This window comes from Pseudomonas sp. TWR1-1-4 (genome assembly GCF_049897165.1).
GTDB lineage: Bacteria > Pseudomonadota > Gammaproteobacteria > Pseudomonadales > Pseudomonadaceae > Aquipseudomonas > Aquipseudomonas canadensis.
Genome location: NZ_JAFCVS010000004.1, coordinates 485,536 through 507,824, shown reverse-complemented (window position 1 = coordinate 507,824; position 22,289 = coordinate 485,536). Strand labels below are relative to the sequence as shown.

The 22,289-nt window shown below is 61.9% G+C and carries 22 protein-coding genes; 14 read left to right on the top strand and 8 right to left on the bottom strand.

All coding sequences use genetic code 11. From position 1 onward, the window contains the following. Nucleotides 1-81 precede the first annotated feature (81 nt). The 9 genes from ACP7C6_RS14475 (at nt 82) to ACP7C6_RS14435 (ending at nt 8,151) form a co-directional block, all read left to right on the top strand. Nucleotides 82-330, top strand: a complete 249-nt coding sequence (locus tag ACP7C6_RS14475; RefSeq protein ID WP_152537938.1) for a hypothetical protein — start codon at nt 82-84, stop codon at nt 328-330. A 208-nt stretch (nt 331-538) separates the two neighbouring features. After that, nucleotides 539-1,261 (top strand): GntR family transcriptional regulator, encoded by a 723-nt coding sequence (locus ACP7C6_RS14470; protein ID WP_028619363.1) that lies wholly within the window; start codon nt 539-541, stop codon nt 1,259-1,261. Beyond that, nucleotides 1,258-2,046: an SDR family oxidoreductase gene (locus tag ACP7C6_RS14465; RefSeq protein ID WP_068934923.1), complete on the top strand. Its 789-nt coding sequence runs from the start codon at nt 1,258-1,260 to the stop codon at nt 2,044-2,046. Before ACP7C6_RS14470 ends, ACP7C6_RS14465 begins: the two co-directional genes overlap by 4 nt. A gap of 67 nt (nt 2,047-2,113) precedes the next feature. Further along, a complete protein-coding gene (locus ACP7C6_RS14460) occupies nt 2,114-3,046 on the top strand; it encodes a 3-keto-5-aminohexanoate cleavage protein (protein ID WP_016975200.1) in 933 nt (310 codons plus the stop codon). A gap of 65 nt (nt 3,047-3,111) precedes the next feature. Then, nucleotides 3,112-3,990, top strand: a complete 879-nt coding sequence (locus tag ACP7C6_RS14455; RefSeq protein WP_028619365.1) for an SMP-30/gluconolactonase/LRE family protein — start codon at nt 3,112-3,114, stop codon at nt 3,988-3,990. A 73-nt stretch (nt 3,991-4,063) separates the two neighbouring features. Continuing rightward, nucleotides 4,064-5,386 carry an MFS transporter gene (locus ACP7C6_RS14450; protein ID WP_028619366.1) on the top strand — a complete coding sequence of 441 codons (1,323 nt, stop codon included), beginning with the start codon at nt 4,064-4,066 and terminating at the stop codon, nt 5,384-5,386. A 55-nt stretch (nt 5,387-5,441) separates the two neighbouring features. After that, on the top strand, nt 5,442-6,758 hold the full coding sequence (locus tag ACP7C6_RS14445; RefSeq protein ID WP_426108921.1) for an MFS transporter: 1,317 nt from the start codon (nt 5,442-5,444) through the stop codon (nt 6,756-6,758). Nucleotides 6,759-6,816: 58 nt separating this feature from the next. Next, a complete protein-coding gene (locus ACP7C6_RS14440) occupies nt 6,817-7,740 on the top strand; it encodes a LysR substrate-binding domain-containing protein (RefSeq protein ID WP_028619368.1) in 924 nt (307 codons plus the stop codon). A gap of 48 nt (nt 7,741-7,788) precedes the next feature. Beyond that, nucleotides 7,789-8,151 (top strand): 5-carboxymethyl-2-hydroxymuconate Delta-isomerase, encoded by a 363-nt coding sequence (locus tag ACP7C6_RS14435; RefSeq protein ID WP_028619369.1) that lies wholly within the window; start codon nt 7,789-7,791, stop codon nt 8,149-8,151. A gap of 3 nt (nt 8,152-8,154) precedes the next feature. Here ACP7C6_RS14435 and ACP7C6_RS14430 read toward each other — a convergent pair whose 3' ends face one another. The 4 genes from ACP7C6_RS14430 to ACP7C6_RS14415 all read right to left on the bottom strand — a co-directional run bounded on the left by ACP7C6_RS14430 (nt 8,155) and on the right by ACP7C6_RS14415 (nt 13,622). After that, nucleotides 8,155-9,090 (bottom strand): LysR family transcriptional regulator, encoded by a 936-nt coding sequence (locus ACP7C6_RS14430; RefSeq protein ID WP_068934920.1) that lies wholly within the window; start codon nt 9,088-9,090, stop codon nt 8,155-8,157. A 137-nt stretch (nt 9,091-9,227) separates the two neighbouring features. Continuing rightward, on the bottom strand, nt 9,228-10,415 hold the full coding sequence (locus tag ACP7C6_RS14425) for a cyanate transporter (protein ID WP_426108920.1): 1,188 nt from the start codon (nt 10,413-10,415) through the stop codon (nt 9,228-9,230). Nucleotides 10,416-10,557: 142 nt separating this feature from the next. Beyond that, nucleotides 10,558-12,000, bottom strand: a complete 1,443-nt coding sequence (locus tag ACP7C6_RS14420) for an aldehyde dehydrogenase family protein (RefSeq protein WP_028619372.1) — start codon at nt 11,998-12,000, stop codon at nt 10,558-10,560. Continuing rightward, on the bottom strand, nt 11,997-13,622 hold the full coding sequence (locus tag ACP7C6_RS14415; RefSeq protein WP_028619373.1) for a 5-guanidino-2-oxopentanoate decarboxylase: 1,626 nt from the start codon (nt 13,620-13,622) through the stop codon (nt 11,997-11,999). Before ACP7C6_RS14415 ends, ACP7C6_RS14420 begins: the two co-directional genes overlap by 4 nt. Before the next feature lie 112 nt (nt 13,623-13,734). On the opposite strand from ACP7C6_RS14415, the gene ACP7C6_RS14410 reads away from it, so the two are divergent. Further along, nucleotides 13,735-14,613, top strand: coding sequence for a LysR substrate-binding domain-containing protein (locus ACP7C6_RS14410; protein ID WP_426108919.1), 879 nt, complete (start codon nt 13,735-13,737; stop codon nt 14,611-14,613). A gap of 56 nt (nt 14,614-14,669) precedes the next feature. Here the strand turns inward: ACP7C6_RS14410 and ACP7C6_RS14405 are convergent, their stop codons facing one another. Both ACP7C6_RS14405 and ACP7C6_RS14400 read right to left on the bottom strand, forming a co-directional pair. Beyond that, entirely contained in the window at nt 14,670-15,284 is a 615-nt protein-coding gene (locus tag ACP7C6_RS14405) for an NAD(P)-dependent oxidoreductase (protein ID WP_311895032.1), read from the bottom strand. A 33-nt stretch (nt 15,285-15,317) separates the two neighbouring features. Further along, entirely contained in the window at nt 15,318-16,184 is an 867-nt protein-coding gene (locus ACP7C6_RS14400) for an MBL fold metallo-hydrolase (protein ID WP_028619376.1), read from the bottom strand. Between the two features lie 104 nt (nt 16,185-16,288). On the opposite strand from ACP7C6_RS14400, the gene ACP7C6_RS14395 reads away from it, so the two are divergent. Continuing rightward, a complete protein-coding gene (locus ACP7C6_RS14395) occupies nt 16,289-17,194 on the top strand; it encodes a LysR family transcriptional regulator (protein ID WP_028619377.1) in 906 nt (301 codons plus the stop codon). 98 nt (nt 17,195-17,292) lie between these two features. Then, the gene (locus ACP7C6_RS14390; RefSeq protein ID WP_012722801.1) at nt 17,293-17,469 is read left to right on the top strand and encodes a hypothetical protein; all 177 of its coding nucleotides are present in this window, start codon (nt 17,293-17,295) and stop codon (nt 17,467-17,469) included. On the opposite strand, the gene ACP7C6_RS14385 is transcribed toward ACP7C6_RS14390, so the two are convergent. Then, complete coding sequence (locus ACP7C6_RS14385) at nt 17,462-18,340, bottom strand: helix-turn-helix domain-containing protein (protein ID WP_426108918.1); 879 nt, start codon at nt 18,338-18,340, stop codon at nt 17,462-17,464. The genes ACP7C6_RS14390 and ACP7C6_RS14385 overlap by 8 nt on opposite strands. Nucleotides 18,341-18,529: 189 nt before the next feature. On the opposite strand from ACP7C6_RS14385, the gene pobA reads away from it, so the two are divergent. Next, entirely contained in the window at nt 18,530-19,714 is a 1,185-nt protein-coding gene (pobA, locus tag ACP7C6_RS14380; RefSeq protein ID WP_426108968.1) for a 4-hydroxybenzoate 3-monooxygenase, read from the top strand. Nucleotides 19,715-19,780: 66 nt separating this feature from the next. Continuing rightward, a complete protein-coding gene (locus ACP7C6_RS14375; RefSeq protein ID WP_050587938.1) occupies nt 19,781-21,298 on the top strand; it encodes an MDR family MFS transporter in 1,518 nt (505 codons plus the stop codon). A gap of 115 nt (nt 21,299-21,413) precedes the next feature. Here the strand turns inward: ACP7C6_RS14375 and ACP7C6_RS14370 are convergent, their stop codons facing one another. After that, complete coding sequence (locus tag ACP7C6_RS14370; RefSeq protein WP_236318534.1) at nt 21,414-22,253, bottom strand: cache domain-containing protein; 840 nt, start codon at nt 22,251-22,253, stop codon at nt 21,414-21,416. Nucleotides 22,254-22,289: the final 36 nt, after the last annotated feature.

The window sequence follows — 22,289 nt, the reverse complement described above, 5'->3', positions numbered from 1 at the left end:
TCCAGCGTTCTTTTTAAAGTGCTTGTTTCGCCTAAGACCCAGAATAGTGGCTGACACATTTAGAAATGATAAGTGACAAATTTGGATGCATTGATGTGCATTGGCTATCAATCGGTAGCTCGGTCAAAAATGCGTTCGCTGTTCTATGCTGAAGGTGTGACCAATTCTTACGGATGGGAGGTGGCGATGACTGACCCACAGAAACGGCGGGACGAGCGGGAGCTTGAGCAACCCCGGCAGCGTGAGGAAGAAAAACCCCAGACCTGGAAGCATCCCGATGATGGGACGGAGCTTTCCGAGCGGGATCAGGAACGTCCGCTAAAACCGTAATATCAGGCTAAACGCGGTCAAAATGTGGGAGCGGGCTTGCTCGCGAAGACGGAATGTCAGTCAACAATGCTTTGACTGATCAACCGCTTTCGCGAGCAAGCCCGCTCCCACATTTGTCAGCGCGCTTTCATAAACGGGAAACTATTTGACATATTTGATTTGTGATCACATATTGAGGCCATAAGAACGACAACACAGGTTTTGCCTCATGACAGATGGTCCGCTCCTCCTGCCCACCCTGCGCCAGGTGTCCCGCGATACCTTGCAAGACCAGGTCTACCGCCAGATCCGCGAAGCCCTGATGAGTGGCCGTTTCCAACCTGGCCAGAAACTCACCATCCGCGGCCTCGCCGAAGCCCTCGGTTCCAGCCCGATGCCGGTGCGTGAAGCCCTGCAACGTCTCAGCGCTGAAAACGCCTTTGAAGTCACCGAAACCTCCCGTCTGCGTGTGCGCCTGATGACGGTCGACCGCCTGCGTGAAATCCGTGATGCGCGGGTCGCCCTTGAAGGCTTGCTCGCCGAAAAGGCGGTGCTGCTCCTGCAGAAAACCGACCTCGATGAAATCACCGATCTCTGCCAGCAGATGCAACACGCAGCCGACGAAGTCGACGTGTCCCGCTACCTCTGGACCAACTTCGCGTTTCACCGGCGCATTTACGCCGTGGCACAGGCCGAGTTGACCATGGCCGCCGTGGAAAACTTCTGGCTGCACATGGGCCCGTGCTTTGCGCTGGTCGCCCCGGATAAAGCTCACCTGCAACGCTCGATGGAAGCGCACACGCGCATCGTCGAAGCGCTGGCTGCCCGCGACGGCGCCGGCGCACGCGCAGCGGTGACCGATGACATCATGCAGGCCGCCGACTCCCTGGCGCGTCTGCTCGTCAAGAACGACCGTGCGCGGTCGTCTGTTTCAGGAGGTAAACGTGCATGAGTGTCCTACAACGGCTGCAGCCTTATCCTGGGTTACGCGTGTTGATTTCCGGCGGGGCTGCCGGCATTGGTGAAGTGCTGGCGGCGGCGTATCTGGAAGCCGGTGCCCAAGTGCATGTGTGTGATGTGAGCGAGCCGGCCCTGGCCGCGTTCCGCGACAAATACCCAGGCACCGTCGCCACCCGCGCGGATGTCAGTGATGCCGCGCAGATCGAGGCGGTGTTCAAGGTGCAGCGCGAGCGTTTCAGCGGCCTCGATGTATTGGTCAACAATGCCGGGATTGCCGGGCCTACCGGTGGCATCGATGCGATCAGCGACGCCGAGTGGCAAGCCACCATCAACATCAATCTCACCGCGCAGTACCGGTTTGCCCACCACGCGGTGCCGATGCTCAAGGAATCGTCCCACGGCCATCTGCTGCATATTGCCTCGGTGGCGGGGCGCTTGGGCTACGCCTGGCGCACGCCGTACGCGGCGACCAAATGGGCGATCGTCGGCTTGATGAAATCCCTGGCCTCGGAGCTGGGCGAGAGCGACATCCGCGTCAACGCGTTGCTGCCCGGCATCGTCGAAGGCCCGCGCATGGACGGCGTGATCCGCGCGCGTGCGGAGCAGGTCGGCGTGCCCGAAGCCGAGATGCGCCAGGAATACCTCAACAAGATTTCCCTCAAGCGCATGGTCACCGCCGAAGACGTGGCCGCCATGGCGCTGTTCCTCTGTTCGCCCGCCGCACGCAACGTGACCGGCCAGGCGATCAGCGTCGACGGTAACGTCGAGTACCTGTAAGCCACGGAAGAACACATCGCGCTGCACCCAGGATTTTTTTCATAAGAATAAAAGTCGGAGATTCGTCATGTCCAAAAATCGTCCTGTCATCATCACCTGCGCCGTCACTGGTGCGATTCATACGCCGTCGATGTCACCGCATTTGCCGATCACCGCGCAGGAAATTGCCGATGCCGCCATCGGTGCCGCCGAGGCTGGCGCCGCGATTGTCCACCTGCATGCCCGTGACCCCAACGACGGTCGCCCCAGCCAGGACCCGGCGTTGTTCGCCGAATTCCTGCCGCAGATCAAGGCCGCCAGCGACGTGGTGATCAACATCACCACCGGCGGCGCGCCGACCATGGGCGTGGAAGAACGCCTGCAGCCGGTGATGCAGTTCAAGCCGGAACTGGCGTCGCTGAACATGGGCTCGATGAACTTCGGCCTGTACGAAATGCTCAACCGCTTTACCGACTTCAAGCACGACTGGGAGCGGCCGTACCTGGAAGAAAGTGACGACCGGATCTTCCGCAACACCTTCCGCGACATCACTCACATCCTCAATTCCTGTGCCGAAAACCGCACCCGTTTCGAGATCGAGTGTTACGACATCGGCCACCTGTACACCGCCGCGCATTTCCTCGAACGTGGCCTGCTCAAGCCACCGTTGTTCATCCAGTCGGTGTTCGGCCTGCGTGGCGGTATCGGCGGCCACCCGGAAGACCTGGCACACATGCGCCGCACCGCCGACCGCCTGTTTGGCGACGACTATGTGTGGTCGATCCTTGGCGCCGGGCGTGGGCAGATTCCGCTGGCGACCATGGGCTTGTCCATGGGCAGCAACGCCCGTGTCGGCCTGGAAGATTCGCTGTGGGATGGCCCGGGCAAACTGGCGGCGTCGAATGCCGATCAGGTCCGGCGTATTCGTACCGTGATCGAAGCGCTTGGCCATCGGGTCGCTACGCCGGATGAAGCGCGGGAAATCCTCGGCCTCAAGGGGCGCGACCAGGTCAATTTCTAACCCAACATACCGCCGCGTCAAGGCGCGGCCTGCATCCCGCACAACAACAATAAGGGGATCACACCATGCGTATCGAAGTGCTTGTCGACGTCAAGACCACCCTGGGCGAAGGCCCGGTGTGGGACGTCGAGCAACAACGCTTGTATTGGATCGACAGCGCCGACGGCCGCATCTTGCGATGCACCGACGACGGTCGCGAGCTGCTGGCCTGGGACGTGGGCCAGAAGATCGGCTCCATGGCCCTGCGCCGCGACGGTGAGTCGGCGATCGTCGCGCTGCAGAACGGCGTTCACACCCTCGACCTCAACAGCGGTGAGCTCAACCTGGTCATCGACCCGGAACCGCACCTGCCCGACAACCGCCTCAACGACGGCAAGGTCGACCGCCAAGGCCGCTTTATCTTCGGCTCCATGGACACCCAGGAAGACAACGCCAGTGCCAAACTCTACCGGCTTGATGCCGACCTGAGCCTGCACACCCTGGACGAAGGCATCATCGTGTCCAACGGCCCGTGCTGGAGCCCATCGGGTGAAACCTTCTACTTCTGCGACACCTGGTCCGGCGAGATCTGGGCCTACGACTACGACCTGGCCACCGGCAGTGTCAGCAATCGTCGCACCTTCGCCAAGGTCGACACCTCCGGCGGGGGCGCCGCCGATGGTTGCACCGTGGATGCCGAAGGCTGCCTGTGGCAGGCGCTGGTCTACGCCGGAAAACTGGTGCGCTACACCCCCGACGGGCACGTCGACCGCATCATCCAGATGCCGGTGAAAAAGGTCACCAGCCTGACCTTTGGCGGGCCGAACCTGGACACCCTGTTTGTGACCTCCATGGCCAAGCCGCCGCTGCCGCGTTTTCCGGCAGACGGCCAGCAGCGCGGAGCGCTGTTCGCCATTACTGGGTTGGGCGTGCAAGGAATAGCCGAGCGACGGTTCGCCAGCTAGCGCGTGTGTGTGACAAGGCATATTCCTTCGCAACCTTGTGTCAGTGCGCGCCCTTGCGCGCCTGGAGAGGCCCATGGCAACTATAAAAAAAGCGTCGCTGCGCAGCATTCACCGGCATTCCTGGGTGTCGCTGCTGGTCTGCTGGATGATCTGGATCCTCAATGCCTACGACCGTGAGATCGTGCTGCGCCTGGGGCCGACCATTTCCAAGCATTTCGATTTGTCCGCCGACCAATGGGGCACCGTGGCCACGGTGGTCATGCTGGCCCTGGCGCTGCTGGATATCCCCGGTTCGATGTGGAGCGACCGTTACGGTGGCGGCTGGAAACGTGCGCGCTTCCAGGTGCCGTTGGTGCTGGGCTACACCGCGATCTCGTTTCTGTCCGGTTTCAAGGCGTTGAGCGGCAACCTCGCCACCTTCATTGCCCTGCGCGTCGGCGTCAACCTCGGCGCCGGCTGGGGCGAGCCGGTGGGCGTGAGCAACACCGCCGAATGGTGGCCGGTTGAGCGCCGCGGGTTTGCCCTGGGCGCGCACCACACGGGTTACCCGATTGGCGCGATGCTTAGCGGTATCGTCGCGAGTTTTGTCATCACCGTGTTTGGTGAAGAGAACTGGCGGTATGTGTTCTTCTTCGCGTTCGTGGTGGCGCTGCCGCTGATGATCTTCTGGGCGCGTTATTCCACCGCCGAGCGCATCACTGCACTGTACGTCGACATTGCCGCCAAAGGCATGACCCCGCCGGACAACGCGCCGGCCAGCCAAGTCAAAGGCGAGGCCTGGCGTACATTCCTTGCTACCTTGCGCAACCGCAATATCGCCCTCACAGCGGGCAACACCATGCTCACCCAAGTCGTATACATGGGCGTCAACATCGTGCTGCCGGCCTACCTCTACAACATCGCCGGATTGTCCCTGGCCGAGTCGGCGGGGATGAGCGTGGTGTTCACCCTCACCGGCATTCTCGGGCAATTGGTGTGGCCGTCGCTGTCGGACATCATCGGCCGGCGCACCACGCTGATCATTTGCGGCGTGTGGATGGCGGCGAGTGTCGGCGCGTTCTACTTTGCCAATACGCTGACGTTGATCGTCGTGGTGCAACTGCTGTTCGGCCTGGTGGCTAACGCGGTGTGGCCGATCTATTACGCCGTGGCCTGCGACTCGGCCGAGCCGTCGGCGACGTCGACCGCCAACGGCATCATCACCACCGCGATGTTTATCGGCGGCGGCCTGGCGCCGGTGCTGATGGGCAGCCTGATCGCCATGGGCGGCGGTTGGACCACGCTGCACGGCTACACCGTCTGTTTCTTCGTGATGGCCGGCTGCGCCCTGGGCGGCGCACTGCTGCAATTGTTTTCCCATCGCCCCCAGGCCATGGCCGTGCAACTCGACTCCTAGAACAACACCGATGCGCTCCCCAGCCCAGCTGGCGGGGCGCCAAGAGGAATTGCCGATGATTACCGCCACTTCCGCCCGCACCCCGCAGGCGTTGAACAAACTGATGTTCGTCAAGCTGATGCCCTTGCTGATCATCGCCTACATCCTGAGCTTCCTGGACCGCACCAACATCGCCCTGGCCAAGCATCATCTGGACGTCGACCTGGGTATTTCCGCTGCGGCGTACGGGTTGGGCGCGGGGCTGTTTTTCCTGACGTATGCGCTGTCGGAAATCCCCAGCAACCTGATCATGCACAAGGTCGGCGCGCGGTTCTGGATCGCGCGGATCATGGTGACCTGGGGCCTGATCTCGGCGGCCATGGCCTTTGTGCAGGGCGAGACCTCGTTCTACGTGCTGCGCCTGTTGCTGGGCATTGCCGAAGCCGGACTGTTTCCCGGCGTCATGCTCTACCTCACCTACTGGTTCAACCGTGAACAACGGGCGCGCGCCACCGGGTATTTCCTGCTTGGCGTGTGCTTCGCCAACATCATCGGTGGCCCGGTGGGCGCGGCCTTGATGCGCATGGACGGCATGCTCGGCTGGCACGGCTGGCAGTGGATGTTCCTGCTCGAAGGCCTGCCAGCCGTGGCGTTTGCCTGGGTGGTCTGGCGCAAATTGCCGGACCGTCCGAGCAAGGCGCCGTGGTTGTCGGCCGAGGAAGCGCGCGGGATCGAACAGCGCATTGCGCTGGAAACCGAAGAGGGCGCAGGCGAGGGGGGCCACTCGTTGAAAAACTGGCTGACCCCGCAAATCCTGCTGGCGATCTTTGTGTACTTTTGCCATCAGATCACCATCTACACCGTGATCTTTTTCCTGCCGAGCATCATCAGCAAGTATGGCGAACTGAGTACCATGAACGTCGGCCTGCTGACTTCGTTACCGTGGATCGCGGCGGCACTCGGTGCCTTGCTGATTCCGCGTTTCGCCACGACGCCCGGACGCTGCCGGCGGTTGCTGGTCACAGGTCTGCTGACCATGGCGCTGGGCCTGGGCATCGCGTCGATATCGGGGCCGGTGTTCAGCCTGCTCGGTTTTTGCCTGTCGGCGGTGATGTTCTTCGTGGTGCAGTCGATCATTTTTCTGTACCCGGCTTCCCGTCTCAAGGGCGTTGCGCTGGCGGGCGGGCTGGGTTTCGTCAACGCGTGCGGGCTGCTTGGCGGGTTTGTCGGGCCGTCGGTAATGGGCGTGATCGAGCAAAGCACCGGCAATGCGATGAACGGCCTGAAGGTGATTGCGCTGGTATTGGTGGTGGCGGCTATTGCGGCGCTGCGGTTGCGTATGGGGCACGAGCCTGAGCGTGGCGCACAGGCCAGCGAAGCGTCCTACACGTAGACGCCGGCAACGCGGCTTTCTACACTGCGGCTTGTCTTGGGGAAAGGGGCAGGCGCCGATGAATCGCAATGAATTACGCAAGGCCGACATCAACCTGATGGTGGTGTTCGAAGCGCTGATGCTGGAGCGCAACGTGACGCGGGTGGCGGAGAAGCTGTTTCTCGGCCAGCCGACCATCAGCTCGGCCCTCAACCGCTTGCGTACCTTGTTCAACGACCCGCTGTTCATTCGCGTCGGCCACCGCATGGAGCCCACGGCGCGGGCCGAGGAAATCATCCAGCACCTGTCGCCGGCGCTGGACTCGCTATCCTCGGCCTTGAGCCTGACCCACGATTTCGACCCGTCCATCAGCACCATGACTTTTCGTATCGGCCTGTCCGATGACGTCGAATTCGGCCTGTTGCCGCCTTTGCTGCGCGCCCTACGCCAGGAAGCGCCGCAAGTGGTGTTCGTGGTGCAACATGTGGACTACTGGCGCATCCCGGATCTGCTCGCCTCTGGCGATATAACCGTTGGCATCACCCAGACCCGTGGCCTGCCGGCAAATGCCAAGCGCAAGCTGCTGCGCCATATCCGCCCGCGCATCCTACGTGCCGATGCCTCGGAAACACCGCTGACCCTCGACGAATACTGCTCACGCCCTCACGTGCTGGTGTCCCACACCGCCAACGTGGCAGGGTTCGCCGATGAGTGGCTGGCAGAAATCGGCCGCAAGCGCCACGTGGTGTTGTCGGTGCCGCAATACAGCGCACTGCCGGCGTTGCTCGCCGGCACCGACCTGATCGCCAGCCTGCCGGACTACACCGCCGAGGCCATGGCCGTGTCGGGCCACCTGTTCTGCGAGCCGTTCCCGTTCGAGACGCCGACCCTGGACTTGTCTATGGTCTGGCTCAGCCATGTCGACACCGACCCGGCCGAGCGCTGGGTACGCTCGCGACTGGAAGCGTTCATGAGTGATCGAGGGTTGGCGACCAAGGCCTGACTCCGTGGTATATCTAGGATTCTTCCTACCAAAGATTCGGAGCCCTACATGCCACACCTGCATCTGGAATACACCGCCAACCTGACGAACCTGGCCGTTGAGAAAACCCTCCTACGGCTCAACAACGTGTTGATGGTGTCTGGCCAGTTCGGTTCCGAATTCGATATCAAAAGCCGTGCGGTCAAGGTCGAGACGTTCCAGGTGGGCACCTCCCTCGACCCCCGCGGTTTTATCGCGGTGAAGCTGTCGCTGCTCAGCGGGCGGTCGCCGCAGGTCAAGAAGCAGTTGTCGGAAAGCCTGTTGGCTGCCTTGCAGGACCTTGGCGACTGGCCGGCGGGCGTACAGGTTCAGCTGAGTGTTCTGTTGGTGGATATGGATCGCGATTCCTACAGCAAAGTCGCGATTGGTTAAGCCCTACAACAACCCCTGATCGGCACACACCTTCACCACCTGTTCACGAAACCAGGTATTGGCACTGTCCTGTTCACTGGTTTCGTTCCATTGCATCTCCAGCGTGAACCCCGGCAAGCCGTTCGGCGCTTCGCAATGGCCGAATGCCGTGGCCGGTGCCAGCAACTTTTGCACGCGGCGCGGCAGGGTGACGATGAAATCGGTGCCGGTGATCATCTTCAAGGCTGCGCTGTAGCTGTTGGCGCGGGCGATGACCTGGCGCTTGTGGGCCTGGCGTGCGAGCCAGCCGTCGATCATGTTGGTGTCGGAGGTCCACGGCGTAGGGAACACGTGGCGGCGTTCGACGAAGGAGTGCAGGCTGAAGGCCGGTTCCCGGGGTGCCGAGCGTTTGTCGAACACGCACACAAGGTCGTCCTCCAGCAGCATCTGGGTGCGGAAGTCTCTGTGGGCGCGGTGGAAGTTGGGGCCGAAGCAAATCACTAGGTCGAGACGACCTTCGCGCAGGTCGTCGGCAGGGATCTCGGTTTCCAGTTTCTGCACATTGACGATCACCGGCAGGTCGGCGCGGTCGAAGTTTTTCAACAGGCGCGGCAGGATCAACTGTTCGAAATATTCCGGCGCACACACGTTGAAGGTCACGGCCTTCTGCGTCGGATCGAACGCTTGGCCACCGGCGTGGCAAAGGTTGATGCTTTCGAGGATTTTCTGCACATGGCTGTACATGGTGGTGGCCTTGTACGTCGGCCGCATGCCGGCCCGCGTGTTGATAAACAGCTCGTCTTCGAAGCTGGTGCGCAACTTCTTCAGGCTGTAGCTCACGGTGGACTGGCTGACAAACAGCGTTTCAGACACCTCGGTAACGCTGCTCTGGTCATAGACGGCGATAAACACCATCAAGTCCTGCATATCGAGCTTTCTGAGCAAGTTACTGTTTAGCATCGGTTTCGTCCGTAAACCCTTTGTACCGAATTCAGTACAAGACAGCACAAAAGCTTAACGGAACGAGCGTGCCAATAGAATGCTCTGTAGGGCGTTTCTATGTTTGGTGTGAGACAAATACTGTTTGCAACACGACCTCAGCGTATATGTCGTGCGTAATGCTTTGGGTTGAAGCGCGTCACGATCAACAGCATCAGCACGATCACCGCCGTCAGCGACCACCAGGCCCATTCGAAGCTGCCCAGTCTGTCACGGATCATCCCGGCGATCAGCGGCGAAAGCCCGGCAATCAGGTAGCCTATGCCTTGCACAAACGCGGTGAGGCCACCGGCGCGGCGCGGGTTGTCCAGGTGGTCGAGGGACAGGATCAGGCTCATCGGGAACAGGCCGCCGATGCCCAGGCCGAGCAGGCAAGGCCACAGCAGGCTCAGGTGTTGCGGACTCAGGATCAGGCCGCAGAAACCGAAGATGATCAGCACCAGCAACACCGCAACGACGCCGCGTTTATCCTGGCGACGGTTGGCGATGGCGGGGGTGATCAGGCCGGACACGACTTCCATGGCCGTCAGGAAACCCAGCAGTAAACCGGCGTTCTGTTCACTCCAACCCTGCTCCACGTAGTACGGCGCCAGCCAGGCGAGTACGCAGGTGTAGGAGGCGGTGCCGAGGCCGAAGAATACCGCGAGCAACCAGGCGCGACCGTTGCCGAAAAATGATTCTTGAGGGCCCGCACCGGCTTGGGGCAGTGGCGGCAACACCGAGCGCTGCGCGTACCAGAACACCAAGGCCAACAGCGCCAGCACCGCCCAGATCGCCAGGCCGATGCGCCAACTGCCGGTCTGCACCTGCACGAACGGTGCAAACGATGCGGCCAGCGCCGCGCCGCCCATGATCGCGGTGACGTACAGGCCCATGAACAGCGAAACGTTGTCACTGAACCGCGATTTGATCAGCGCCGGCATCAGCGCCTGGATCATCGCAATCCCCACGCCGGCGGCGATGGCGCTGACAATCAACTCCAGCGCCGAATCGAGGAACAACCGCGACAGCGTCGCCACGCCAATCACCACCAGTGACACCACGATGCTGCGGTGCTCGCCAAAACGTTTGGCCACGCCCATTCCAAAGAACATCGCCAAGCCCATGGCCATCACCGGCAACATGGTCAGCAGGGCCGCGCTGCTGAAACTCAACGGCACGTCGCCACGAATCGAGGACAACAGGGGGCCGACAGCGGCCATTGAGGGGCGCAGGTTGAGGGCGACCAGCACGACACTGATCATCAGCCAGACGGCGGTGGTGGGTTTTGTTTGGACGGTTTCCATGGGACGGCCTTGAGTGAACAGGGGCGAATCAGGCCATGGGCGGGAGGAGGGGGGCAAATCAGAAAGTCGCAGGGGCTATCTAAAAATTGCGCAGGTCACATGTGGGAGGGGGCAAGCCCCCTCCCACATGTGACCTGCGCCGTCAGTTAGAGCTGATCACATGCTTGATCTCCTGAAACGCCGCCAACCCCCACGGCCCCAACTCACGACCGATGCTGCTCTGCTTGTAACCACCCCACGCGGCCTGCGGGAAGATCACCTGCGGCGCGTTGACCCACACCAGTCCGGCTTGCAAGGCGTTCGCCACCCGCTCGGCGGTTTCATGGCTGGCGCTGACCACACTCGCCACCAGGCCGAAATCGCTGTCATTGGCCAGGGCGATGGCCTCGGCTTCGGAGGTGAAGCGTCGTACACAGAGCACCGGGCCGAAGATCTCTTCGTTCCACAACGCGCTGTCCAGCGGTACGTCGGTGAACACGGTCGGGCGGATGAAAAAGCCCTGCGGCAAATCTGCCGGGCGATCGCCGCCGCACAGCAAGCGTGCGCCATCTTCAACACCGCGCTGGATATGCCCGAGCACGCGCTGATATTGCACGCGGTTGATCAACGCGCCCATTTCCACGTCATCGGCAAATGGGTCAGCCACGCGAATGCCTTCAGCCCGTGCCTGCACACGTTGCAGGAATTCATCCGCCAGGCTGTCAGCTACCAGCACGCGACTGGTGGCGGAACACATCTGCCCAGCGTTGAAAAATCCACCGCCACAGGCCAGCTCCACTGCCAGGTCCAGGTCGGCATCGGCCAATACCAGCAGGGAAGATTTGCCGCCCAGTTCCAGGCTCACGCCCTTGATGGTTTCGGCCGCGCGCTGCATCACCTGTACGCCGACGGCGTTGCTGCCGGTGAAGGAAATCTTCGCCACGCGGCGATCCGCCGCCAGCGGCGCGCCCACTTCCAGGCCCGTGCCGCACACCAGGTTGAACACCCCAACCGGCAAGCCCGCCTCGGCGATAATCCGCGCCAGATGCAACTCCGCCAATGGCGTCACTTCCGATGGCTTGAGCACCACGCAGCAACCGGCCGCCAGCGCCGGGGCGAGTTTCCACGCGGTGGTGACCATCGGGAAATTCCACGGCACGATCAGCCCGACCACACCGCACGGCTCACGGCGCAGGCGTGCGCTGAAGTCCGCGCTGGGCAATGCCACCGGGCTATCCTGGCTGGCATCCATCGCTTCGGCCACGCTGGCGTAATAGTCGAAGGTGGCGATCACATCGTCCACATCAATCGCGGCTTCAAACAGCGGTTTGCCGTTGTTGCTCGATTGCAGATGCATCAGCTGTTCGCGCTGCTCGCTGACGCCTTGGGCGATCTTGCGCAACAGCGCGGCGCGGTCGCGGCCGGTGCTTTTCGACCAGTCGATGAAAGCGGCGCTGGCGGCGTCGACCGCCTGGGTGACCGTGCTTGCATCACCGACGCTGACGTGGGCCAGGACGGCCTCAGTCGCGGGGTTGATTACCTCAAGCGAGGCCTGTCCGGCATGCCATGCCCCATTGATATACACACCGTTCAAGACCGCGCTCATACCGCCACCTCCTTCATCCATAGCCCTTGGTCGACTTCAATCAGTGTCGGCCCTTGGCGATCAGCCGCAGCGCGTAGTGCCACGCGCAGCGACTCAACCCCTTGGATGCTGTCGGCGGCGCAACCGAGTGCCTTGGCCACGCCGATAAAGTCCGGCGTGTAGATGTCCACGCCGACCGGCTCGATGGCGCGGTTGACCATGTATTTCTTGATCTCTTCATAGCCGTGGTTATTCCACAGCAGCACGATCACCGGCGTGCGCGCTTCCACGGCGCTGGCCAGTTCCGGCAGGGAGAATTGCAGGCCGCCGTCGCCGATCAGGCACACCACCGGCTGCCCATCGCCACGCCCCAGCCAGGCGCCGATGGCGGCGGGCAGGGCGTAGCCCAGGGTGCCGTAGCCGGTGGACGAGTTGAACCAGCGGCGCGGGTGGTCGAGGTTCAGGGTCAGGTTGCCGCTGTACACCGGTTGGGTGGAGTCGCCCACCAGTACGGCGTTGGGCAATTCTTCGAGGACGGTATTGAGGAACAGGGTTTGCGCGCGGGTGGCGGCGTCCCAGCTCGGGGTCAGTTCCGCCCACAGGCGCGCTACGCGCTCAGCGCCCCACGCGCTGTTACGCGGTGGCAAGGGTTTGCTGCTCAGCTCGGCCAGCAAGGCCTCTGCGGCGATTTGGGCATCGGCCACCAGCGCCACTTGCGGTGGATAGTTACGCACGGTCTGGTCGGGGTCGATATCGATGCGCAGCAGCGCGCCGGGAATCTCGAAACCACCGGCGAAGGTCACGTCGTAGTCGGTTTCCGCCAGTTCGGTGCCGATGGCTAGCACCACGTCCGCTTCGGCCACCAGTGCGCGGGTGGCGACCAGGGTCTGGGTCGAGCCGATCAGCAGCGGGTGGTGGCCGGGCAGCATGCCTTTGGCGTTGATGGTCAGGGCTACCGGCGCGCCGAGCACTTCGGCCAGTCGGGTCAGTTCCGGGGCCGCGTCGATGGCGCCGCCACCGGCCAGGATCAAGGGTTTCCTGGCCGCCGCGAGCAGTTGGCTCATCTGCTTGACCGCCGAAGGCGCGGCACCGGCACGGGCCACGCTGACCGGTTCACTGCCCCGCAGTGCGTCGGCATTTTCCACCAGCACATCCAAGGGGATTTCGATGTGCACCGGTCGCGGCCGCCCGGCCTGGAACAACGCAAACGCCCGTGCCAACACGCCGGGCAGCTCCGCCGCCGACATCAGGGTGTGGGAGAACGCCGCCACGCCGGCCATCATCGCGCCCTGGTTCGGCAGCTCATGCAGCTTGCCGCGTCCGCCGCCCAATTGGCTGCGCGACTGCACGCTGGAAATCACCAGCATCGGGATCGAGTCGGCATAAGCCTGGCCCATGGCGGTGGTGATATTGGTCATGCCGGGGCCGGTGATGATGAAGCACACGCCGGGTTTGCCGCTGGTGCGCGCATAACCGTCGGCCATGAAGCCGGCGCCCTGTTCGTGGCGCGGGGTGACGTGACGGATGCTGGAACGGGCCAGGCCGCGGTACAGCTCCACGGTGTGTACGCCGGGAATGCCAAACACCTGGTCCACGCCGTAGCCTTCCAGGAGGTTGACCAATACTTCGCCGCAGGTCGCCATACAGATCGCTCTTATTGTTGAGGTAAGGCGTTATTGGACCGGCTGGCCCGTAGCGGCAACAATCGATAAAAAGTCATACTAGCCATGTCCTCACGTCATGGCTTGCCCCCCTATGAAACGCCTCCCGCCACTGCCCGCGCTGCACACGTTCTGGGTCACGGCCCAGTGCTGCAACTTCACCCGCGCTGCCGAGCAGTTGCACATCACCCAGGGCGCGGTGAGCCGGCAGATTGCCGGGCTGGAAAGTCATTTGGGCTATGCGCTGTTCCAACGCCAGGCGCGGGGTTTGAGCTTGACCGACGCAGGCCGCGAATGGTCACTGCGCGCACAGCAGGTGTTTGGCCTGCTTGGCGAAGCGGTGGAGCAGATCGGCAGTCGCCGCCAGACCTTGCAACTCAAGGCGTCCACTTGTGTGATGCGCTGGCTGCTGCCGCGCCTGATGCAGTGGCAGAAGGAACGCCCGGACGTGCCGGTTGAACTCACCACCACCGTGGCCTACACCGTGGACTTTCGCCGCGAGCAATTCGATGCGGCGGTGATCTATGCACCCATCGCCGAGCAATCGAGCGCGGCGCGGCATCTGTTCGACGAACAGCTCACGCCGGTCTGCGCACCGGCACTGCTTGCGGGCTTGCACACACCGCAAGATTTGCAACAACAGGTCTTGCTGCACCCCACGCGGGATGAGCGGGATTGGGCATTGTGGCTCAAGGCGGCGCAGACGCGACTGGGCAATTTGAGCCAGGGGCATCATTTTGAAACGCTGGATCTGGCGATGACGGTAGCGTCCCAGGGTTCCGGCGTGGCGATTGGCGACAGTGCGTTGATTGGCGAGGAGTTGAAGGCGGGGCGGTTGGTGATGCCGTTTGAGTTAAGGGTGCTGACGGGGATGGGGTATTACTTGGTGTATCCACCGGGGGTCGAGCCTTCGGCGGGTCTGGAAGCCTTGATGGATTGGTTGGTGAGTCAGGCACAGTCCCCAAGACACTGAGGATCCAAATGTGGGAGCGTCGAACCGCCGCTCCCACAGTTTTTAACCGCGCGGTGTCAGTAGCCGACGGTGAAACGTTGGCGCGAGTGCTTGGGTGTTTCCACTTCGTCGATCAAGGCGATGGCGTAGTCGGCAAAGCTGATCCAGCTGCGGCCTTCACTGCTCACCAGCAGATCATCCAGGCCCACACGGAATGTGCCGGTGCGCTCGGTTTCGACGAATTCGGCCGATGGCGACAGGAAGGTCCAATCCAGCTCTTTTTCCTGACGCAGCGTGTCGAGAAACGCAGCCCCTGCGCTGGCTTCGGCTTTGTACTCAGCCGGGAACCCTTCGCTGTCGATCACCCGACCGCCACCCGGCAGCAGCAGTGAACCGGCACCGCCCACCACCAGCAGGCGTTTCGCCCCGGCTTTCTTCACCGGCCCGATCACGGCGCTGGCGGGCAGGGTGGCGAAGTGCGCCGCGCTGATCACCACGTCGCTACCACTCACCGCCTGTTGCAGGGCGTTGGCATCCAGGGCGTCGACTTGTTTGACGGTGACGCCAGGGCGCACGGCCAGCTTGTCGGTATTGCGTGCGATGGCGGTGACGGTGTGACCACGACGCAGCGCTTCTTCCAGCAGTTGGCTACCGGCACGGCCAGTGGCACCAATGATTGCAATCTTGCTCATGACGTTCTCCAGTACGTTAGGGTTTGAAACGGTTCACCACTTCATTTCGCCCTTGGCGACTTTGGCGCTCAGTTCCAGCGAGCTTTCGTCGGCGAGGGTGGGGTAACGCTTTTTCATGGCCGCGATCAGGGCGGTGGAATCCTTGGCCTTGGCGGTCTCGGCGTCGAAGGCCTTGATGTAGTCGGCGGTAAAGGACACGGATTTCAGGGATGGCGTGCCCAGGTAGTGGCCAGGCACCACGGTGCGCGGCTTCAGTTGTTCAATGCGTTGCAGGGTGGCGAGCCAATCCTTGTGGGACTGCGCGCTCTGGGTATCGGCCATCCACAGGTGGATGTTTTCGGAGACGACTACGCCACCGACCACGGCCTTGATCGACGGGATCCACACAAAGCTGCGATCCGGCTGTGGGCCGTCCAGGCCGATCACCTCCAGTTGCTGGCCTTCCAGGCTCAAGCTGTGGCCTTCGAGGACCTGCGGCACGATAGTTTTGGCCGGCTTGTCGGCACCCATTTTCGGGCCCCAGAACTCAAGCTTGCCGGCGACGGTGGCCTTGATGTGGTCGACCACCGGTTGTGGCGCCAGCACCTTGGCGTCGGGGAAGGCGGTGGTGAGGGTGTCGAGGCCGAAGTAATAGTCCGGGTCGCCATGGCTGATGTAGATGGTGGTCAGGTGTTTGCCGCTGGCACGGATCTTCTGCACCAATTGTTCGGCCTGGCCTTTGCCGAATTGGGCGTCGACCAGGATCGCGTCCTTGGCGCCGCTGACCAGCACCGAGCTGACCGGGAAGATCGCGGCTTCGCCTGGGTTGTAGACATCCAGCTTGAGGTCGGCCGCGGCCGCATGGGCCGCGAAGGCCAGGGCGGCCGCGGCCAGGGTCAAGCGCTTGAAGGTTGAGAACATCGGGCAGCTCCAGCATCGGTAAAGGATGCACAGAGCTTAGTTGCACAAAACCAGACTAAAAATGCGATGCTGGGACATAGTTTGTTTCTGAAAGTGGACAGATCATGGATCGTCTTCAAGCAATGCGCGTGTTTGTCACGGTGGTGGACCTGGGCAGCCAGTCCGCTGCCGCCGATCATCTGGACCTGTCGCGCCCGGTGGTGTCGCGTTACCTGGCGGAGCTGGAAGACTGGGTGGGGGCGCGTTTGCTGCACCGCACCACGCGCAAGCTCAGCCTGACGGCGGCGGGCAGTGAAACCCTGCCACGCTGTCGGCAATTGCTGGAATTGTGTGGCGACATGCAAGCCGCCGTCAGCGAGCCCGATGACGCGCCTCGTGGTTTGCTGCGCCTGAGCGTCAGCACCTCGTTCGGCCAAGCGCAACTGGCCCAGGCCATTGCCGAGTACGTCAAGCGCTACCCGCTGGTGACGGTCGACCTGCAGATGCTTGATCGCACGGTGAACCTGGTGGATGAGCGCATCGACCTGGCTATCCGCACCAGCAGCGACCTGGACCCCAATCTCATTGCCAGACGCCTGACGGTGTGCCGCTCGGTGGTGTGTGCTTCGCCGGCTTATCTTTTGGAGCATCCGTCCCCTCGGAAAGTCGAGGATCTGGCCGGGCACAATTGCCTCACCCATTCCTATTTCGGCAAAAGCCTGTGGCATTTCGAGGAGCGTGGGGAGCCTGTCTCGGTGCCGATCAACGGCAATATCACCTCCAACGAGGCCAGCACGTTGTTACGCGTAACGTTGGCCGGTGCAGGGGTGTCGATGTTGCCCACTTACCAGGCCGGTGATTACATCCGACGCGGCGAACTGGTGCGCCTGCTGCCCGACGCCGAGCCGCGGCAGATGAACATCTACGCGGTGTACGCCTCGCGCAAGCACATGCCGTCGGCGTTGCGCAGTCTGTTGGATTTCCTGGTGCTGCGGTTCCCGGAAGAGCCGTCGTGGGATGTCGGTCTCTAGGCCGGGATCAACCTGTTGAATGTCGTCCGATAATGGCAACTTGGCCGGGTTGACCTATGCTTTAGACAGCACCCTGTAGATCCGCAGAGGTCTGTGCCATGAGCATTAAAACCAGAAAGTACCTGATGATTTTCAGCCTGTGCGCCATTGCCAGCGCACTCTACGGGACCGCCGCCTACCGCGTGGAGCAAACCCGTATGCAGCCGACCTTTGCGATCAGCTGCCATCAGGATCAATGTGTTCCCCACACCGGTAGTTTCAGCGCGCTCAGGTAGCCGGTTGTTCGGCCTTCAACTGCTCGCGAAACGCCTTGGGTGAGAACCCGACCCGTCGGCGAAACAGTCGAGAGAAATTGGTAGGGTCGGAAAAACCCAACACCTCCGACATCTCATTGATGGTCATGCTGGTGTAAGTCAGCAGGCGCTTGGCTTCCAGCAATTGGCGGTCATGCATGATCTGTAGCGCAGGTTGCCCACCCAACTCCCGACACGTCCCGTTCAGGTGTGAGACCGAGATACCCAGCTTGTGGGCAAGATCCTCGATCTTCGGGTGTTCGCGGTAATGCTGCTCGACCAACTGGGTAAAGCGCCGAAAGTATTCACGCCCCCGTGGCGCGCGTGGGTGACGGCACTGGATGGCCTGGCGGCTGATCCATACCAGCAAGACGCTGACCAACGCGTGAAGCATCATGTCCCGTGCCGGTTGTTCATCGGCGTATTCTTCCTGCAAGCGCGCGAACTGGCTGTTCAGGTAATCACTGTCTTTGCCCGCCGGGTAACTGCCGAGTGTCTGCAAACCGTCCACCGTTGTACCCAGTTGGGTTTGCAGGTGGCTGACCAACGGCGCCGATAGCGTCACCACGTAACCTTCGACGTCCTCGGGAAAGCGGAACCCATGCACGCACAAGGGTGGCAGTACTTGCAGGGTCGCTTCGTTCAGCGTGGTGCGCTGGCCTTCGATCTCCAACTGTGCCTGACCTTTGTGCACGTACAGCAACTGGCACAGATCCGCGTGCCGGTGGGGTTGGATTTCCCACTGGTATTCCCGACTGCGCCGGGAAATGGTTTCGCAGTGCAACAAATCGGGGGTGGGCCATTGCTGGTGTTCCCCGTAAAGCTTGAAGACCGGAATTGCGGTTTTGGTCATGGTTTCAACCCGATACTCGAAAGAGTGGTGCGGTAATCGCCCCGATTGGCAAAAAGCGCAGGCTTTGGCTCAGTTTTCACCTTCTTATGCCGCTCACTCAAGTGAAAAATGTCAGCAACAAGATCAATGACAACTCTTTCACCCGATCCGTTCGAGTGGAAATTGCGGACCATAAAAATAATGAAAACGCTGAAAACCCAAGTCGCTATTATCGGCGCCGGTCCTTCTGGACTGCTGCTTGGTCAACTGCTGCATCAGGCAGGGATCGAGACCCTTATCCTAGAGCGTCAGAGCGCCGATTACGTGCAGGGCCGCATCCGTGCCGGGGTGCTGGAACAAGGCATGGTCGACCTGCTGAGGCAGGCGGGTGTCAGTCAGCGAATGGACAGCGAAGGCCTGGTGCATGATGGTTTCGAGTTGGCGCTGAACGGTCAACTCACCCATATCGACCTCAAGGGCCTGACAGGCGGTCAATCGGTGATGATCTACGGCCAGACCGAAGTCACCCGCGACCTGATGGCCGCCCGTGCCGCCGCCGGTGCCACCACCCTGTATGAAGCGCGCAATGTGCAGCCTCACGATCTCAAAAGTGATCGACCCTGGCTGACCTTTGAACATCAGGGCGAATCCTTTCGCCTGGAGTGCGATTACATCGCCGGTTGCGACGGTTATCACGGTATTGCACGCCAATCGATCCCGGCTGAATCGCTCAAGGTCTTCGAGCGGGTCTACCCCTTTGGTTGGCTGGGCATCCTCGCCGATACGCCGCCGGTACACGCTGAATTGGTGTACGCCAAGCACGCGCGCGGCTTTGCGCTGTGCAGCATGCGTTCGCCGACGCGCAGCCGTTACTACCTGCAGGTGCCGGTGGAGGAACCGATTGACGAATGGTCCGATGCACGCTTCTGGGACGAACTGAAAACCCGCCTGCCCAGCCACCTCGCCGATCAGTTGGTGACCGGCCCGTCGATTGAAAAAAGCATCGCACCGCTGCGCAGTTTTGTGGTGGAGCCCATGCAGTACGGGCGCCTGTTCCTGCTCGGCGATGCGGCGCATATCGTGCCGCCCACCGGCGCCAAGGGCTTGAACCTGGCGGCCAGTGATGTGAGCACCCTGTACCGGATCTTGCTCAAGGTTTACGGCGAAGGGCGGGTGGATCTGCTGGAGCGCTATTCCGCCATCTGCCTGCGGCGGGTGTGGAAGGCCGAGCGGTTTTCCTGGTGGATGACCTCGATGTTGCATCAGTTTCCCGAGGCCGACGGTTTCAGCCAACGCATCGCCGAGAGTGAGCTTGAGTACTTCATCCACTCCGAGGCGGGGCGCAAGTCCATCGCAGAAAATTACGTCGGACTTCCATACGAAGCTATCGAATAGCCTGCTATCGTATTGAGCATTCCCGTGGGCCGCCTTTTCCCGCGGGCCCTGCTCGAAGGTCCTGCCGTGACGCACCTCAATCAGCCTGTTCCGCCACTGCCCGCTGTGCGCAGCATTCTCGCCTCACTGATGATGGCGATTTTCCTGGGGGCGTTGGACCAGACCATTGTCGCCGTGTCCATGCCCGCGATCTCCGCCCAGTTCCATGACGTCAACCTGCTGGCCTGGGTCATCTCCGGCTACATGGTGGCGATGACCGTGGCGGTGCCGATCTACGGCAAGCTAGGCGACCTGTATGGGCGGCGGCCGATGATGCTGATCGGCATGGGCCTGTTCACCCTGGCCTCGCTGTTCTGCGGCATGGCGCAAAGCATGGAGCAACTGGTGCTGGCGCGGATCCTCCAGGGTATCGGCGCTGGCGGCATGATTTCGGTGAGCCAGGCGATCATCGGCGACATCATCCCGCCCCGTGAACGTGGCCGCTACCAGGGCTATTTCAGCAGCATGTACGCGGTGGCCAGCGTGGCCGGGCCGGTACTGGGCGGCTACATGACCGAGTACCTGTCGTGGCGCTGGGTGTTCCTGATCAACCTGCCCCTGGGCGCCGGCGCCTGGTATGTGGCTCATCGCACGCTAGTGGGTTTGCCGGTGCCGCAGCGCAAGCCGATCATCGATTACCTCGGCACTGTGCTGATGATCATCGGCCTGACAGCCTTGTTGCTGGGCATCACCGAAATTGGCCAGGGTCATCATTGGCGCGATGATCAGGTGCTGGGGCTGCTTGCCTGTGCGTTGGTGGCGTTGACGGTGTTTGTCTGGCACGAGCGCCGGGCGCGGGAGCCGTTGTTGCCGATGCATTTGTTTGCCAACCGCAGTGCGGTGTTGTGCTGGTGCACGATCTTTTTCACCAGCTTCCAGGCGATTTCCCTGACGGTGCTGATGCCGCTGCGTTATCAGACGGTGACCGGTTCCGGCGCGGACAGCGCGGCGCTGCACTTGCTGCCATTGGCCATGGGCTTGCCGATGGGGGCTTATTTTGCCGGGCGCATGACCTCGGTGACCGGGCGCTATAAGCCGATGATCCTCAGCGGCGCGCTATTGAGCCCCTTCGCCATTCTCGGCATGGCCCTGAGCGCGCCGCAGGCGGTGGGGCTGACGGCCTTGTTCATGCTGCTGTGCGGCATTGCGGCCGGCATGCAATTCCCGACGTCCCTGGTGGGCACGCAAAACTCGGTGGAGCAGCGCGATATCGGCGTCGCCACCAGCACCACCAACCTGTTCCGTTCCCTGGGCGGGGCGGTGGGGGTGGCGTGCATGTCGGCACTGTTGCTGGCGCTGTTGCAGGACTCCAGCTTCGCCCACCTGGCCAGCGGCGCGCTGGTGGCCGAAGGCAGTTCCGGCAACGTGCTGCTCGACGGCCTCAACGCCGCCCCCGGCCCGGCGCAGGATGCCCTGCGCGGGGAGTTGGCGGTGACGTTCCGGCATTTGTTGATGGTCAGTGCGGCGGTGTCACTGCTGGGGCTGGCGGCGGCGATTGCGATGCCCAATCGGGTGCTGCGTGGCCGTGAAGACAAAGCACGCTAACCCTGTAGGCGCTGGCTTGCCAGCGATGACGGTGGGTCAGTCAAGATATGGGTTACTGATACAACGCCATCGCCGGCAAGCCAGCTCCTACAGGGGGAATGCATTTCAATTTTGATCAGGGGCTGTAATAACCCACCGCCACCATGAAATGCCCAGCCTTGCGCACATACGCATGCTTGTTCTCGATCTTGTCGGTCACCGGGTTTTTCCAGCGGTATTTGTATTCGCCCTGGTCCTGCTCGGCCATCAACTTGAGGATCGGCTCACCCACCGGCTTGCCGTCCGGGTCCTTGATCTTGCTGAAATCGGTGTTGACCAGGCGCAGGTTGGTGCCGTGGGCTACATAGCGCTGGGTATCGAGGTCCACCACGAACACATAAAGGTCATCCTGCAGGAAACCACCCTGCAATGAGTTGATGGCCTTGAGTGTGCCGGTTTCATCCTTGAGCAAGGCGGTTGCCGCCTTGTTGCGCAGGGCCCGGGCCTGTTCCGGCGTGGCCCGTGGCAGGTAATAACCCACCGCGAGGATGCGTTCGCCAACACGCTGATAAAACACGTGCTTGTGTTCGACCTTGCCATCGTTCCAGTTCTGCCAGCGATAGTCGGCCTGCTGGATGCCCTGGCTTTCCGGCACCTTGAGCGCATCTTTGAAGGACTGGCGCAAATCCGGCCCGAGGACTTCGGACACGTCACGGCCGATCAAGGCGGAGGATGGACCACCGCTGGCCAGCAGCACGCCCTTCGTGTCGACCACAAACACATAGCGATCGTGGTCGACGAATTCGCCCTGTCGACTGAAGGCGGCAAACGCCTTGTCGCCGTTGCTCTGGTAGTAGACCAAGGCTTTTTCCAGCAGCGCCTTGGCCGCCTTGGCGTCTTCATCCTGAGTCGTTTCAGCGTGCACCTGGCTGAAACACAACAGCAGCAGCCAGGTGAGTTGGAACACTACCTTCATTACCCGTCCCTCGTTCTTGTTGATGTGACAAGAGCG